Below are 14,383 nucleotides of genomic sequence, written 5' to 3'. Positions count from 1 at the left end.
TGTTACGCAAGAAGGGTGGCAATTAACATCTAACTTACTTGTGCTGTGCCTGATTTTGTGCGGTCGTGTTCAACTGTGCCTGGGCTGTGCTGGCCTCACGGCGAGGCATCATGTTGAAGAGGACATTTAAGATGACCGCAGAGAAGCTGCCAATGACAACCCCATTGTTCATAATGATTTGTAAGGATTGGGGAAGGGCTTGGAAGATCTGGGGGTAGACCGTCACGCCTAGTCCCAGGCCAATTGAAATGGCTGAGACCAAGAGGTTATTGTTATCTTTGAAGTCGACTTGTTGGAGCATCCGGATGCCTTGCACGCCAACCATGCCAAACATCACGATCATGGCACCACCCAGAACGGGATCGGGAATGACCGTAGCTAAGGCACCGATCTTGGGCAGTAGGCCTAAGAGAATTAAGAATAAAGCAGAGAAGTAGATTGGCTTGCGTGTCTTAACACCAGACAATTGGACAACCCCAACGTTTTCGGAGAATGTGGAGTAAGGGAAGGTGTTGAACAGCCCACCCAAGATAACGGCGATTCCTTCAGCTCGGTAACCCCGTTTTAAGTCGGCTTCTTCGAGCTTTTTGCCAGTGATCTCGGCAAGAGCGAAGAAGACACCAGTCGATTCAACCATCGTGGTTAAAGAAACCAGAATCATGGTTAGAATTGACGACCATTCGAACTTGGGCGTCCCGAAGTAGAAGAATTGTGGGAGATGGAACCAGCTGGCCTGACCAACGGCAGTCAGAGAGACCATACCCATTGCCCCAGCAATGACTGTGCCAACGAGGATACCAGCCAAGATGGCCAGTGACTTCATGAAGCCTTTAGCAAAAACACTTAAACCTAAGATAATTGCCATTGTGAGAAAGCCGATCAGCAAGAACTTCGGATCGCCGAAGTTCTTAGCCGTGGCGTTCCCACCACCTAAATCTTGGAACCCAACGGGAATTAAGGTAAATCCGATAATGGTAATCAATGATCCCGTGACAACGGGTGGAAAGAGATGCTTGATCTTTGAGAACCAACCGGCACTGAGAAAGACGAAAATACCGGCACTAATAATGGCACCATACATGGCCCCAACGCCATATTGCGTTCCGATGGCACTCAGTGGGGTGACCGCTTGAACGGCACAACCGAGCACTACGGGCAGGCCAATCCCAGTGAGCCGAGTTCGCTTCAATTGGAGAAGGGTTGCAACCCCACACATGAAGATGTCTGCACTAATCAGATAAGCCATTTGCATGGCATTGAAGTGTAGAGCTCCCCCGATAAGTAGGGGGACCAAGACGTCACCAGAATACATGGCAAGTAGGTGTTGGAAGCCTAAGATAGCGGCTTTCCACAGGGAAAGGGACTGACCGTTTGAGGATGACGACGCTGGTGTTGCGGAATTTGTGGACTGCAAGAAAGTTTCCTCCTTCTCGTGACAACCATACAACGCCAAGGGATGACAAACAAAAAGCCCCCTTCGCAAAAAGGGGGCAATGGGAAACTCGGCCGACGAAGACTCTTCATCGGCAAAAAGAGTTTCGTCCTCAATTTGCTTATAGTCCAGAATTTACGGTTCTGGGTAGAAACTCGCCAACCTTATCTTGGCATTATATAGGCAATCACTATTTTAAATTTAATGGAATGTTGACTACTTTACCACGAGAAAAAATAAAAAACAACACCACAACGTGATTTCTAATGCCGGTGCCATACTTTGCGCCAAAGACCCTTAAACCAGGTCATCAGCGGACCCCAATCGGCAAGTCCGCCTGAGGAACTGTAACGTTTTGCATGAATCTGAACGCCCGGACGGTTAGGGTTGGCATTTTCATCTTTTTTCGGCAATCTTCCGTCATCCTCTCCTAATTCTAACTAAATTTTACCGCAAATAGGGTACAATGTGGGTAGAAATATTTTTGAAAGGAAGTTGACGGTTGTGAAGAATATTCTGGCCATCCATACAGGCGGCACCATCTCGATGTCCCAAAATGAACAAGGAGAGGTCGTGCCCAACAGTGAGAATCCAATTGCCCAACAAGAAACGATTTTAGAGGGGCGCGTTCACCTGGTGACAGATGAAATGTTTAACCTGCCATCGCCACATATGACACCAGTAGAAATGCTGAAGATTAAGCAACGTATCGTGGCAGCAGAGACTGAGGGCATTGATGGCGTCGTCATTACTCATGGGACGGATACGTTGGAAGAAACAGCGTACTTTCTCGACTTGACGCTTCCCAGTACGATTCCTGTCGTGGTGACAGGGGCTATGCGGTCCTCTAATGAGGTTGGAACCGATGGCCTGTATAATTTCCGAGCAGCCATTGAAGTGGCCGCAGACGACTCCTCACGAGACAATGGGGTCATGGTGGTTATGAATGATGAGATTCATACCGCGCGATACGTAACCAAGACCCACACGACTAACGTGTCCACCTTTAGAACACCAACTTTTGGCCCGATCGGAATCGTGGCCAAGGGTCGTCCAGCCTATTTCCAGCAACTCATTCGGCAGGCTAACACGGACATCGACCATGTCATCGACCATGTTTATTTGTTGAAGGCTTACGCCGGGATGGATGCAACGCTCTTCGATGCCTTGAACACGGACGAGACAAAGGGGTTAGTGATTGAAGGCCTTGGGGCGGGGAATTTACCGCCAATTACCTTACCGGCGTTGCAACGCCTGTTGGACCGCGGGATTCCGATCGTTTTAGTGTCACGGTGTTATAATGGCTTCGCCGAAGATATCTATGACTATCAGGGAGGCGGCATCGAACTTCGAAAGATGGGGCTAATGCTGTGCCAAGGTTTAAACGGGCAAAAGGCCCGTATCAAGCTTCTGGTCGCATTAAGTGCCGGCTTCACTGGCGATCGCTTAGCAAGCTTTATGAGTACCGCCGTTTCATAAACAGGAGACGAGCTATTTGCAAGGGACTATGCTAAGCTTTTCAGATAACTAAAATAAAGGGGGTCGTCATCATGAATTCTATTGTAAATGATTTAAATCGCGCATTGGCGCAAAACCTGTTAGTTAACGTGTATCAAGCTAACCAAGAAGTCGTTTACACCGGGTATGTGACGACGGTGACGTCGACTGGTATCATTCTGGCGACCTACGATGATTACGGGGTACCCGATGGGGCCGTTTTCCTGGCTTTACCTGCAATCGATGAAGTTGAATTTTCAAGTGACGATTTGGACAATATGGCTTTTCGGATTCAGACCGCTACGGACCAACACTTTACTCAGGCGAGCGGTCTTAGCATGACCTTTGACGACCGTCGTGATTTGCGACGACAAGTCCTCAGTCATGCTTGGGTCGATCACCTGGTGGTCATGCTGGTTTTGGCTAATGATGACCACTTCTATGAGGGGTTGGTAACCGGCGTGGCCGCTGATCAAATCACGGTTCAGTTACTCAATAAATTTGATTATACCGACCAACCTCAGTTGACCTTGACACCCGATGAAATTGAAGTCATCGAGTTTCAAGGCCAAGAGCTAAGCCTGCAAACCATTGCAGCTCCTCGGCTACGACGACTGGTTCACGTCGAGCCAGTCGAGATAACCGAAACGGATCTCATTCCAGGTACTTTACGACAGCTGGCAGGCAAGGATCCTCTAGTGGCCTTGGTGCCGGAACATGATCAAGATCTGTTCTTTGTCGGGCGGATCAACACGGTGACTGACGATGCCGTTGTGATGAATTTAATCGATATGACAGGCCTCTTTGGGGGCTATACCGTTATGCGGTTAAGCGAACTTCACAGTGTTGTGCTTGTTTCAGACTATCTACAAACGATGCGTCTGTTTTCCTTACTCAATCAGGCTCGCCAACAGGGCAATCAGCCCGTATTGAACGCCGAACGACTTTTTGATCCCACCGATGACCAATTCAGTGCGCGATTGAACCAGGCGGCGACGTTCCGGACAATCATCCGGTTGAAACTCCATGATGGTGAACACTGTCTAGGGTATCCGAGCCAGGTGGGCGGTGAACGCTTTATTTTCCACACCGTAGAGGATAATCAATTGGATCAGGTGGGCAAGGTCTTTAAGATTGGCGACGTCGATGAGATCGCATTTGGCTACCTGGATGCCTATCTCGTTGAACAGCAATTGCGTATCGAAGGCGATCTATAAACGACTCAAGGAGGCAATGATGATGACTGAGGAATTAAAGTTCTGCCCCCATTGTGGGTCACCGGTGACGGTGGATGACGTCAAGTGTCCACAATGTCAGACGGATCTCAGTGTCTTTCGATCAGACGCTCCGGCGCCTAAAAAATTGAACCTAAACGCACTTTACAGTAATCCGTATCGTGAGGGAATGAAGCGGGTGCACGATCGGCAGGGAAACAAACCCGCCAAGCATCGATGGCGCTGGCCGTGGTCAAAGGAGTCAAGGTAAATGGCAGAATTTGACGTGATTCAAGGAGACATCACGAAGAGTGACGTGGATGCTATCGTGAATGCTGCCAATACCACTTTGCTAGGTGGGGGTGGTGTTGATGGTGCGATTCATCGCGCGGCTGGGCTGGAGCTATTTGCAGCCTGTGTCCCGTTTAACGGTTGTCCTACCGGAGAAGCGCGGATCACACCAGGATTTCTTTTGCCGGCACGGTGGGTCATTCATACGCCGGGCCCAGTCTGGCGGGGTGGCGATCATAATGAGGCTGTGGACCTAGCTTCCTGCTATCGTGAGTCGTTGCGATTAGCGGTTGCCAAGGGCTGTCACACCGTGGACTTTCCGTCGATCAGTACGGGGATTTACGGCTATCCGTTAGCCGAGGCTGCTACGATTGCCACGCAAACGATTGCCAGCGTCTTGAGTCAGTCAGAAACGTTAACTCAGGTGAGACTAGTAGCGTTTGATCCGAAGACTGCTACAGCCTATCGTGAGGCTTGGGCGCAAGCCTAGTGTTCGCTTGTTGACTTAATCAAATCACTTAAAAAAAGGGTCGACCAATTTGGTCGACCCCTTTAAATTCTGAAAACCTAACCTTAGTTTGGCTTGGTGGCAATGTAGTGTTTCAAGGAACTTTGCTCATCGGCGTTGGGGTCAATTTCCCCAGACTTGATGGCGTGGAACTTCTCGACAGAGATGCGGGAACCAAAGGCCATTTCGCCATCGGTCTTGTCGTACTTCTTTTGGTAGGCGATGATTGCTTCAGCCAGATCACTTAATTCTTGACTCATTAATAATCCCTCCAAATGATTGTCCTGTATGGTGCTTACACTTATTATACTAAAGTTTTGAAAAACCGGCGAGATGAGACTCGTGATTCGGATTTTTTTTTGCATTCTACTTGATGAACGAGCAAAAATTGCGTAAACTAATACCCAATATAACAATTGTTCGTGACAAACATTACGGAAGTGTCATCACATTTTTTTCTTTCCGTTACCGTTTTGTGATAGTTGATGTGTAAGCTGGAGTCAAGCGGTCGGGATAAGTCAAACATGAGGTGATGGGATGGATTTAAGACAGGTGATCAGGAGCCTGATAGCGGCAGTTGTGACTCTGGCGGTCATCAGTTTGTTTTCATGGTTTATGCTGGGAAAACGAACCGTCACGCACCTCAGTACGCAGCCCATGATTAGTCATGCACCGCAAACCCATGTTTCACGGGCATTTGCCAATTAACGCGGGAACCTCTCCGCCCCGAAGCCGGCTTGCCGGTTGTGTCACTTAAAAGATGGTAATCATAATGATTACATGACTACAAGTCTCTTGTAGTTTATCAAGCAGGGAATCAGGCCAACTTCGGTTGGTCTGATTCTTTTTTAGACGATAAAAAAAGGCACTGCGAGGAGTTCCTAACAGTACCCGTAATCAACTAGTTTAAATGAAATTAAAAGTGAAACCACTCACTTTGGTTGCGCCGAACTTCCCCCCGTAATCCGAAGAAATAAATCAAGAAGGCCGCAACCGCAATGGCCAACAGAATAGTCCAAAGCCAGGCGTGCGTGTGAATGAAGGTAAAGTAAGCAAAGCCTAACGTACTGAGACCAATTAAAATTAAGTTGGTTGGTAGGCGTCGGCTGTGAATAAAGGCAACCGCCAAGGTTAAGACCACGGCACCACCAAACATTTCGTCGCCACTCAGACGCGTTCCTGGATTACTGAGAGCCGCATAGATTTCAATGACGATGCCCAGCGCAAGGGCTAGATAACCAAAGGTTTGAAGAAACGTTAATTGCTGCATTCGCTTCATCATCAACACCACCTTTTCCTATGAGTGCCCCCATTATAGCGCATTAGACGGTGGTTGAAAAATCAGACGGTTCCGTCAGTTCCCAGGTTTCATGAGTTAATGCCATTTGCCAAAAATGTAATTCATACCAACTGCTCTTGTTAAAAATATCGAGTAGAGCAGCGGTGTTGGTCGGCGTGGCGACACGATTGGCTAACGCCAGTTGGTCGGTCATTTCGCCCGCATAGTCATCGGATCGGTAGCTTTCCAGCCAATCTTGGTAGATGGGAACGGGTGAGCCTTGTTCGGCCAACTCGGCCCCAATCTCGGCGTAGAGCCAATAACAAGGCAGTAAGCCAGCAATCGCGCCAGCAGTCCCGTGTGTCATTAATGCCCGGTACATGTGGCTGGTGTAGGCGTAGCCAGTTGGGGCGACTGGGGTGTTGGCCACCTCATCGTCGGTGATGTTTAAACGATCGAAGAAGGTCTGCCGTAAAGCCAGTTCGCCTTGTCGGAGATGCTCGGCATCGGCGTGAAGTTGGGTAGCGACGTCGACTGCGGTAGCTTGATTGGCCGCCAGATCTTGTATGGCACCAAACGCCCGCAAATAGGCGTGATCTTGAATCAAATAGTAGCGAAAAGTTGCTAATGGCAGTGTTCCTGCCAGCAGTTGTTGGATGAATGGGTGCTGCTTGGAAGCCTGCCAGGAGGCCAGGTTAGCATTGTGAGCGATGGTTGTGAATTGCAAATGAAGTCCTCCTTAAGGGGTTAGGGTAGGCCCACGAAAAGGCCGATCTGAACGAGTGCCAGACTTCCCACTAGGAGCACCCAGTCGCGGGTGATAAGTGGGATTTCAGAAGCGTGAGTTCGCGGTGCATCTTCGACGAAGCCGTGAGATGTCATGGCAGAAGCAAGCTGGTCCGACCAATTCATCGCGGCTAGAATCACCTTGAAATAGAGTTGGGGTGACCAGAAATGAAGCACTTGACCGCGCATTAGCGCCGCCGCTTTAATGGTGGCAACTTCTGCTTGAATCTTGGGCATGAGGTTGAAGGCTGCCAAGAAACCATAGGCAAATTTAGAGGGTAACTTGGCATTTTGTTCCAGGGAGCGGGTGAGCGTTAAGGGATTCGTCGTTTGGGCAAACCAGCCCCCCATGTAGACGTAGGCCACCATACGGGTGAAGATCACCAGGAGAAAATGGGTCGAAGCTGTTCCCCGCAAAGTTAAGGACCAGACTAAGGCCCCCCCGAAGAAGACGGGGATTAGGGTTAACATCACTAATCGTTTGAAAGCTACGTGACTCCAGACCATTAAAATAAGACTTACTACGATCAAGGCTATATTAACTGTCCAGACATGAGTAAAGGAAATCTCCAGGGCGACAAGAACTAGCAGCGCCAATTTTAGACTAGGATTCATGCGCTCACCCCCAGATAGGTCAGATGCTGGTCCGCCAGCTGAAGGTGGTAATCGATGAAAGTATCGAGGCCGCTGAGCTGGTGGCTTACCAGAATGTAGGTGAGGTTCAGCTCGCGTTGGACCCGTTTTAAAATTTGAATAACTGTCTGTATTGACTCGTAGTCGAGACCTTTAAACGGCTCATCCAAGAGAAGCACATCCGGGGCCATGATCAGCATGCACAGCAGTTGTAATTTCTTCTGTTGGCCGCTACTCAGGGTATAGATGATTTGTTCTCGCCGATCGGCCAGGTTCAACTCGGTTAGAAGGTGGGTCACCATGGTCGTGGTGAAATGGTCGGCGTAGCTATTTTTGAGGGATAAGGCCAATTCTTCATCGACCGTGACATTGAGAAATTGCGTCGCGGCAGATTGAAACATTAGGGCGACTTGACGGGCGTAAGGACGGCGCTTTAGTCGATGAATGTCAGTACCATCGTAGGTAATGACACCTTCGTAGTGACCGAGTTTAACCAGGGAACGGAACAAGGTGGATTTGCCACTACCATTGGGCCCCGTGATGAGGGTTGTATGGTGGGCAAAGAGCCCCAAATCCTGTGGGGCAATAAGGGTGCGGCCGTTAGTAGCTAGACTCAGCTGCGTGCCTTGAAGCAGGGCTGGCTGATTATCACCAGGGACTGTGACGTGTTGTAGGCGCAACCTGGCAGGTGCAAAGTTAGCTAGTCGCTCCTGCGTCGCTTCTGGTGACAGATGTGAGAGGCGACCATCCGCGAGGACAGTTAATCGGTCCACGTAGTCGGTGTAGCCACTGAGATCGTGGTCTGCCAGAATCACAGTTTTTCCCCGTTCACGGCTCAACTGTGCGAGTCGTTGCAAGAGAACGAGCCGGGTTGCTGGATCGATACTGGCAAAGGGTTCGTCCAACAAAATGACGGCACTATCCATCGCAACGATGATCGCCAGTGCCACCTTCTGTTGTTCGCCACCGGAGAGGTGCATGAGTTTTCGATCACGAAGCGGAGCGATGCCAATGAAATCCAAGGCGGCGGTCACACGTTGTGAAATTTCGTCAGCCGGAACCTGTTGGTTTTCCAAGGCAAATTGAAGTTCATTGGCTACCGTATCCATCGTGAATTGCGTACTTGGTTCTTGAAAAAGCATGGCCACCGTTTGGGAACGTTGGGTTGCTGGAATCTGTGCGAGTGACTGGCCATTAAAAGTAACCGTCATCGCGTCGGTTGGCAAGAGGCCCGCAACAAGCTTGAGCAAGGTTGACTTACCACCGCCGGATACCCCGGTAAGCAAAGAGAATTGACCAGCAGGAAAATTAGCATTTACCGCATTAAGGACTGGTTGGGCTTGCTGCGGATACGAGAATGTTAAGTTGTGAATTGAAACGTTTACCACAAAAACTCCCCCATTTATACCGATTAATGTTTCAGAACGTGTGCCCGGTCTAGCAGATTAGTAATGAGTTTCGTCAGGATACCGCCAAAGACGAAGACGGACACAAAGCGAACAGCGAATAGCAAGAGTAAGAAGCCAAGATGGTAGGCACTGTAGCCTTCGCGCGCAAGACTCCAGCCGAAGGTAACCAAGGTCGTAGTCAGGGCACTTAAGATCAGGGTGATCCAGTCATAGCGCCGATAACGCGTGGCCATGAAGCCTAATTCAGACCCAAAGCCTTGTACGGTCCCAGAGATCAGGGTACTGGCGCCCCAGACGCCCCCAAGAAACATTTCGACAACGGCACCTAGGAGTTCGCCTAAGGTTGCCGCACCGGGGATGCGAATGACGAACCCAGCTAGTGGGCCAGCCATGGTCCAGACGCCCAGCAAGATCTCGTTAGCCAGTGGCTGGAGACCCATGGGTGCGAAGACCGCTGTGAGTGCAGAGTAGAGTGGGGTGATGGCCCAGAAAATAACCCCCATAAAAATTGCTAAGATGGTGACGAGAATGATATCGCGGATATGCCAACGTTTCATAAGATTAACTCCTCCTAAGGTGATTGACGCGCCCAAAAGACGAAAAAGTCCCCACTAAGTGTTGCTAGTGGGGGTCATTGATAGCTATGTTACGCGTTCCCTTCGCTGGTTTTAACCAGAGCAGGTTCAATGGGTTTGATCTCAGCCGGACGGGCACCCCAATCGTATTTGATTACTCTTAGCCTAACCAATTTATCTGGCAAAAGCAAGGTACCACGGGGAAATGGGGTGAAAGTTTAAATGAAAAATTTTATAGTCAGATTGTTTTACAAGGGCGTTACAAAGGCGACAAGCGAGTTACAAAGAGTCTCAGGGGCTTTCGGTCATGCTCAGATCATGCTAGGCTGAAGGTTAGTTAAGCTAATTAGTCAAAAATGGAAAGGTTAGGAACATGAAGAAATTACCTATTAAGAGATTCGTGATTATCGCCTTAGCAATTTTAACGGTAATGGGGATCGGTTATCAAACCGTACCAGCCGATGCGGCAACCTACAAGACGGTTTCAACGCAGTCATTGAAGACAACGGCCTATCACAAGAAGAGTACGAAGGGCGCCGTGTATAATCAGTCACACACACGTAAGATTGCCAACTTGAAGTCGTACCCGAACACGACGTGGTACGTGTCCAAGAAGGTCGTCTTGAGGCATGGGAAGACCAATGCCGTCTATTATTATGCCGTCAATGGTCGGCACACCGTTAAGGGCTTGATTTGGCACGGTTATCTCAAGAAGGGCAAGGCCCCCTTTGTTCTGAAGAAGGCTAAGGCCGCGGTAGCCGTCAACGAAGAGACGGGGAAAGTTGTTTGGTCCAAGCATGCCAATACGGCACGGCCCATCGCTTCTGTTTCCAAGATTATGACGCTGTACCTAGTTCTTCAGAAGATTCACACCACATCTGCGAAGTGGTCTGACCACGTTAAGACCAGCAACAAGGGTCTCGTGTCAATGGGGAACAGTTACGACTGTGGGGGTTTCCGTTTCAAGAGCGGTCACAAATACACCGTTCAGGAACTCTACTACGCCGCCCTGCTGGATTCTTCGAATAACGCGGCGATTGCTCTGGGCCAATGGGTCAGTGGCAGTAACGCTAAGTTTATCGATAAAATGAATACGCAGGCTAAGCGTTGGAACCTGGGCAAGGCGCACTTTGTTTCCGCCTCAGGATTGGAAAACAGTGATTTGCAGCGCTTCGGTTACAATTATGGATCGGCCAACGCTAACCAGGTCTCCGCTAAGGATGTCGCCTACATCGCACAACACTTAATTCAGGATTATCCCCAAATCTTGAAGGACGGTCAGATTGGCTCTAAGAAGATCAATGGTCAAACCTGCTACAATTACAACAATCTGTTGAAGGGTCGAAAGTATTACCAGGCAAGTTTGAAGGTTGATGGTTTGAAGACAGGTTACACGCCACTGGCAGGTTACTGTTTCGTTGGGACGGCCAAGAAGAGCGGTCACAACCGAATTATCACGGTCGTTTTGCATGACGAGGACGAATTTACTGAAACCCGTTCATTGATGAACTACGTTTACAAGAATAATTTAGATAAATAAACGAAAAATAGTTTAGTGGGTCACCCAGCGTATTGGTTAATACGGGGTGGCCCGTTTTTAGTTAGGGGTTGATCGGTTACCAGCTAACCTTAGTTAAGGGGTGAAGAGTTGTTGTCAGGATAGGGATCGGGTATGATCAAGACTAACAACTCAGGAGGTGCGGTTATGCGGCCACGGATGATTATGACAGATTTAGACGGAACTTTTTTGGATGCTAATGGGCGGTATGATCGGGCCAGATTGGCAGACCAACTGACCGAGATGGCAGCACATCAGATTAGATTCGTTGTCACAACCGGGGACCCTTTAGACCATGTGCTTGATTTATTTGGTGATCTGGAATTTGCCCGAGACTTACTCTATGTGGTGGAAGATGGGGCGCTAACGGTCACGGGCAGCGGTGAACAGCTGGACTGTCATCCAATTTCTCATGATTTGTGGCAGACCGCTGTCCATTGGCTACAGATGGCCCCTGTGATGGCACAACCCTATTTGATTGTCTGTGGTCGCGACCGAGCCTACACGGATTTGCCGGCCGATAGCGATCGGTTTCACCAATCCCAAGTCTTTTACCCACAATTGACTAGTGTCACGGATCTAACAGCAGTCGCGGATCCTATCCTCAAACTAGATGTCACCTGGCTTCAAGCAGACGTGGCACCATTTGTAGCGGCCTTCAATGACCAGTTTGATGGCGACCTTGTCGCCACCAGCAGTGGCCTGGGCGGCTTGAACGTTAGCTTGCCAGGCGTAAATAAGGCGAATGCAGTGGCAAATCTGGGACATCACTTGAACATTACGCCGGCTGAAATGGTGGCCTTTGGTGATTCTGGGAATGATTTGGCGATGCTTCGATCAGTGGGCCAGGGATTTGCCGTGGCCAATGCCGCGCCGGAACTGGTTAGTGATAGTAAGATTCAACAGTTATCCCGGACCAACCAACAGGGGGCAGTCAGTGCAGCCATTGACAGCTTACTCGAACAGTTTTAAAGGCGGCTACCTTAACCGAATGTTACAGGGGCCACTAGTGCGTCGTTGCCCTTACAATTTGAGTGTTAGGGCAGGAGGCGGCTAAAAATGGAACAAGAAACAGGCTGGTTAGGGTGCCACCTGATTCAATTGGATGTCACTTTTCGACAAAATTCACAGATCAAGGCCGTTAATCAGGCCTTTCACCTTGCTTTTCCCGTAGTGCTGGTGGGGACGCTGGCCGACATGATTCGGCAGACGTGGCTGGCATCGACTGGTTATTATTTTCAAACCTTACATGTTGGAGATTGGCTGATGCAACGCGCTATCCTCAAACATTACTTGAGTCTGTTGAGTGCAGGCACCCTGGGGCTGGTCGCCATGGTCATGGCTTTTGCCGTCAGCTATTATCTGGTGGCCCCAGTCGCTAAAAGAACGACAGATCGACTGATGGTTGGGGTGGTCGCGGTCACAGGGCTCAAGTTTTTTAACGTGGATCGTTTGACGTTGTTGAATGGTCAGTCTGTACAGTGGCTCTCAAATAATTTAGGAATTTCTGGCATTTTGGTCGGTATCCTGATCGGTCTAGTGGTCGGGGATGGTTACCGCTGGGGAATTCAGCATTGGTTATTGGCGGAGGAACGATTGGGGCAAACCATGACGATTACTAGCATTTGGCTCCTAGTGTTAGCTGCTGGTGGTCTAGCCTGGACTCTGACGCAGAAGGGAAGTTTGAATGCGACCTTTCTTAGTCTGGCGCGTTGGCCATTCCCGCTCCCACATCATCTTCCAGGACTGCTGGGATTTAGCCTATTGACTGGTTTGTGTCAGTGGCTAGGTATCCTAGGCCCTGTGGCCAGCGTTGGTGGCCAGTCGGTGGAGGCAATGCAAAATCTGACGTCCGTCCTGACGCATGCCGGCTGGCAAGTTCCCCATCCCATTACCATCCATACGGTAGTGGATGTTTATACAAATTTTGGGGGACCCGGAATGGTTCTGGGACTCCTGCTTGCCATCTATTTAGGTCATTCGAATGGCGCGCAACGACGAGTCGGAGCAGCTTGTTTATTGCCGACCCTAGGCAACTTCAACGCGCCGCTAATGATCGGCTTACCGGTAGTTTTGAGTCCAATTTTAGGGATTCCCTTTTTGGTAACGCCGGTTGTCTGCAGTCTGTTAAGTTGGACCTGTCTTCAACTCCACTGGGTTCCCGCGGTAGCTTATCCAATTGCCAATGGGACGCCGGGAATCTTGCAGGGCTTTTTGGGCACTGGGGGTAATCTGGCGGCGTTGGCCTTAGCAGGGATTGAACTATTGATCAGCGTCTTAATCTATTACCCATTCGTTAAATGGGCACGATTGGCGGGGGAGGTGGCACATCATGCTGAAAAAACGAGTCATTAGTTTTTTAGTCTTAGTGACGGCCATCCTGTTACTGAGTGTGCCAGGCTTTCTCTGGCGACCCCAGCAGGTCACGAGCGTGCGCGCGACGTATCGGAGTGCCATGGCGCCGGTCTTTCTGGTTCCGGGGTCTAGTGCTACGCAGAACCGGTTTAACGAGCTGGTCACGGAGCTGAACCACGAGACGACCACCAAGCATAGTCTATTACGAGTGGAAGTCATGACTAATGGGCAGATTCAATATACGGGAAGTATCACGCGTAAAGACACTCAACCCATTATTGTAGTGGGGTTTCAGAACCATCATGATGGCTATGAAACCATTAAGAAACAGGCCGTTTGGTTTAACCTGGCCTTTCGTCAACTACAGAAGACTTATCATTTTAACCATTTTTCTGCGATGGGTCACTCTAATGGTGGACTCGTGCTGACACTTTTTCTGGAGCACAGTTTGCCCAAGGAAACCTATGCTGAACGGCTGATGACAATCGGAACGCCATTCAACTTGGAGGAGAGCAATCCGGATGTGGATACGCCACTTTTTAAAGAACTTTCAGCCGATCGTAAACGATTACCTCGTTCACTGACGGTCTATTCAATTGCCGGCAGTGAGGGTTATGCTGGCGATGGGATTGTGCCCTTCGACAGTGTTAACCGGGGAAAGTTGATTTTTCAAGGCAATGTCCGGCATTTTACGCAAATGACGATTACGGGTGCCAACGCCAATCACGCTGACTTGCCAGAGAATCAACAAATCGTGGCATTGATTCGTTCAGACCTCCTGACGTAAGCACGGTTTATTTCGGTGCGCGTTACGTGTAAACTAGAGAAGAAATGGAGGCCAACGAC

The 14,383-nt window shown here is 49.6% G+C and carries 17 protein-coding genes and 2 riboswitches; of the genes, 9 read left to right on the top strand and 8 right to left on the bottom strand.

The window, feature by feature from the left end; genetic code table 11:
• Positions 1-34 precede the first annotated feature (34 nt).
• Positions 35-1,354 carry a nucleobase:cation symporter-2 family protein gene (locus EKM71_RS07130; protein WP_318530883.1) on the bottom strand — a complete coding sequence of 440 codons (1,320 nt, stop codon included), beginning with the start codon at positions 1,352-1,354 and terminating at the stop codon, positions 35-37.
• Positions 1,355-1,536: 182 nt separating this feature from the next.
• A riboswitch (purine riboswitch) is annotated at positions 1,537-1,635 on the bottom strand.
• A gap of 292 nt (positions 1,636-1,927) precedes the next feature.
• On the opposite strand from EKM71_RS07130, the gene EKM71_RS07125 reads away from it, so the two are divergent.
• From EKM71_RS07125 to EKM71_RS07110, 4 genes are all read left to right on the top strand, one after another.
• The gene (locus tag EKM71_RS07125; protein ID WP_318530882.1) at positions 1,928-2,911 is read left to right on the top strand and encodes an asparaginase; all 984 of its coding nucleotides are present in this window, start codon (positions 1,928-1,930) and stop codon (positions 2,909-2,911) included.
• 71 nt (positions 2,912-2,982) lie between these two features.
• Positions 2,983-4,146 (top strand): hypothetical protein, encoded by a 1,164-nt coding sequence (locus tag EKM71_RS07120; RefSeq protein ID WP_125573924.1) that lies wholly within the window; start codon positions 2,983-2,985, stop codon positions 4,144-4,146.
• Between the two features lie 22 nt (positions 4,147-4,168).
• On the top strand, positions 4,169-4,414 hold the full coding sequence (locus EKM71_RS07115; protein WP_164504751.1) for a zinc ribbon domain-containing protein: 246 nt from the start codon (positions 4,169-4,171) through the stop codon (positions 4,412-4,414).
• Complete coding sequence (locus EKM71_RS07110; protein ID WP_125573922.1) at positions 4,415-4,924, top strand: O-acetyl-ADP-ribose deacetylase; 510 nt, start codon at positions 4,415-4,417, stop codon at positions 4,922-4,924.
• An 83-nt stretch (positions 4,925-5,007) separates the two neighbouring features.
• On the opposite strand, the gene EKM71_RS07105 is transcribed toward EKM71_RS07110, so the two are convergent.
• A complete protein-coding gene (locus EKM71_RS07105) occupies positions 5,008-5,202 on the bottom strand; it encodes an LBP_cg2779 family protein (protein WP_125573921.1) in 195 nt (64 codons plus the stop codon).
• Between the two features lie 277 nt (positions 5,203-5,479).
• On the opposite strand from EKM71_RS07105, the gene EKM71_RS11075 reads away from it, so the two are divergent.
• Positions 5,480-5,650, top strand: a complete 171-nt coding sequence (locus EKM71_RS11075; RefSeq protein WP_164504750.1) for a hypothetical protein — start codon at positions 5,480-5,482, stop codon at positions 5,648-5,650.
• A gap of 208 nt (positions 5,651-5,858) precedes the next feature.
• On the opposite strand, the gene EKM71_RS07100 is transcribed toward EKM71_RS11075, so the two are convergent.
• Genes EKM71_RS07100 through EKM71_RS07080 form a run of 5 tightly spaced genes read right to left on the bottom strand, consistent with a single transcriptional unit; the run spans position 5,859 to position 9,606 of the window.
• On the bottom strand, positions 5,859-6,221 hold the full coding sequence (locus EKM71_RS07100) for a hypothetical protein (RefSeq protein WP_125573920.1): 363 nt from the start codon (positions 6,219-6,221) through the stop codon (positions 5,859-5,861).
• Between the two features lie 43 nt (positions 6,222-6,264).
• The gene (gene tenA / locus EKM71_RS07095; protein ID WP_125573919.1) at positions 6,265-6,948 is read right to left on the bottom strand and encodes a thiaminase II; all 684 of its coding nucleotides are present in this window, start codon (positions 6,946-6,948) and stop codon (positions 6,265-6,267) included.
• Positions 6,949-6,968: 20 nt separating this feature from the next.
• Complete coding sequence (locus EKM71_RS07090; protein WP_125573918.1) at positions 6,969-7,622, bottom strand: energy-coupling factor transporter transmembrane component T family protein; 654 nt, start codon at positions 7,620-7,622, stop codon at positions 6,969-6,971.
• Positions 7,619-9,028, bottom strand: coding sequence for an ABC transporter ATP-binding protein (locus tag EKM71_RS07085; protein ID WP_125573917.1), 1,410 nt, complete (start codon positions 9,026-9,028; stop codon positions 7,619-7,621). The genes EKM71_RS07090 and EKM71_RS07085 overlap by 4 nt, the downstream gene beginning before the upstream one ends.
• 23 nt (positions 9,029-9,051) lie before the next feature.
• On the bottom strand, positions 9,052-9,606 hold the full coding sequence (locus EKM71_RS07080; protein WP_125573916.1) for an ECF transporter S component: 555 nt from the start codon (positions 9,604-9,606) through the stop codon (positions 9,052-9,054).
• Between the two features lie 79 nt (positions 9,607-9,685).
• A riboswitch (TPP riboswitch) is annotated at positions 9,686-9,777 on the bottom strand.
• A 220-nt stretch (positions 9,778-9,997) separates the two neighbouring features.
• Here EKM71_RS07080 and EKM71_RS07075 point away from each other — a divergent pair.
• Both EKM71_RS07075 and EKM71_RS07070 read left to right on the top strand, forming a co-directional pair.
• Positions 9,998-11,164, top strand: a complete 1,167-nt coding sequence (locus EKM71_RS07075) for a D-alanyl-D-alanine carboxypeptidase family protein (protein WP_125573915.1) — start codon at positions 9,998-10,000, stop codon at positions 11,162-11,164.
• A 165-nt stretch (positions 11,165-11,329) separates the two neighbouring features.
• Complete coding sequence (locus tag EKM71_RS07070; protein WP_164504749.1) at positions 11,330-12,154, top strand: HAD-IIB family hydrolase; 825 nt, start codon at positions 11,330-11,332, stop codon at positions 12,152-12,154.
• A gap of 34 nt (positions 12,155-12,188) precedes the next feature.
• On the opposite strand, the gene EKM71_RS11305 is transcribed toward EKM71_RS07070, so the two are convergent.
• Complete coding sequence (locus EKM71_RS11305; RefSeq protein WP_404819418.1) at positions 12,189-12,257, bottom strand: hypothetical protein; 69 nt, start codon at positions 12,255-12,257, stop codon at positions 12,189-12,191.
• On the opposite strand from EKM71_RS11305, the gene EKM71_RS07065 reads away from it, so the two are divergent.
• Together EKM71_RS07065 and EKM71_RS07060 are read left to right on the top strand one after the other, a co-directional pair.
• Complete coding sequence (locus tag EKM71_RS07065; RefSeq protein WP_125573913.1) at positions 12,242-13,537, top strand: PTS transporter subunit EIIC; 1,296 nt, start codon at positions 12,242-12,244, stop codon at positions 13,535-13,537. The genes EKM71_RS11305 and EKM71_RS07065 overlap by 16 nt on opposite strands.
• Positions 13,515-14,324 carry an alpha/beta hydrolase gene (locus EKM71_RS07060; RefSeq protein WP_125573912.1) on the top strand — a complete coding sequence of 270 codons (810 nt, stop codon included), beginning with the start codon at positions 13,515-13,517 and terminating at the stop codon, positions 14,322-14,324. The genes EKM71_RS07065 and EKM71_RS07060 overlap by 23 nt, the downstream gene beginning before the upstream one ends.
• The last annotated feature ends 59 nt before the right edge of the window (positions 14,325-14,383 follow it).

Origin of the sequence: Levilactobacillus huananensis (assembly GCF_003946145.1) — a bacterium.
In the GTDB taxonomy this organism is placed as follows: Bacteria; Bacillota; Bacilli; order Lactobacillales; family Lactobacillaceae; genus Levilactobacillus; species Levilactobacillus huananensis.
This window is presented reverse-complemented; position numbering and strand designations above follow the sequence as displayed.

Excerpts from the sequence above, each read along its gene's own strand:
- EKM71_RS07080 (WP_125573916.1), bottom strand. The coding sequence starts at position 9,606 with ATGAAACGTTGGCATATCCGCGATATCATTCTCGTCACCATCTTAGCA.
- EKM71_RS11075 (WP_164504750.1), top strand. The coding sequence starts at position 5,480 with ATGGATTTAAGACAGGTGATCAGGAGCCTGATAGCGGCAGTTGTGACT.
- EKM71_RS07060 (WP_125573912.1), top strand. The coding sequence starts at position 13,515 with ATGCTGAAAAAACGAGTCATTAGTTTTTTAGTCTTAGTGACGGCCATC.
- EKM71_RS07120 (WP_125573924.1), top strand. The coding sequence starts at position 2,983 with ATGAATTCTATTGTAAATGATTTAAATCGCGCATTGGCGCAAAACCTG.
- EKM71_RS07070 (WP_164504749.1), top strand. The coding sequence starts at position 11,330 with ATGCGGCCACGGATGATTATGACAGATTTAGACGGAACTTTTTTGGAT.
- EKM71_RS07105 (WP_125573921.1), bottom strand. The coding sequence starts at position 5,202 with ATGAGTCAAGAATTAAGTGATCTGGCTGAAGCAATCATCGCCTACCAA.
- EKM71_RS07075 (WP_125573915.1), top strand. The coding sequence starts at position 9,998 with ATGAAGAAATTACCTATTAAGAGATTCGTGATTATCGCCTTAGCAATT.
- EKM71_RS07090 (WP_125573918.1), bottom strand. The coding sequence starts at position 7,622 with ATGAATCCTAGTCTAAAATTGGCGCTGCTAGTTCTTGTCGCCCTGGAG.
- EKM71_RS07065 (WP_125573913.1), top strand. The coding sequence starts at position 12,242 with ATGGAACAAGAAACAGGCTGGTTAGGGTGCCACCTGATTCAATTGGAT.
- EKM71_RS07100 (WP_125573920.1), bottom strand. The coding sequence starts at position 6,221 with ATGAAGCGAATGCAGCAATTAACGTTTCTTCAAACCTTTGGTTATCTA.
- EKM71_RS07115 (WP_164504751.1), top strand. The coding sequence starts at position 4,169 with ATGACTGAGGAATTAAAGTTCTGCCCCCATTGTGGGTCACCGGTGACG.
- EKM71_RS07110 (WP_125573922.1), top strand. The coding sequence starts at position 4,415 with ATGGCAGAATTTGACGTGATTCAAGGAGACATCACGAAGAGTGACGTG.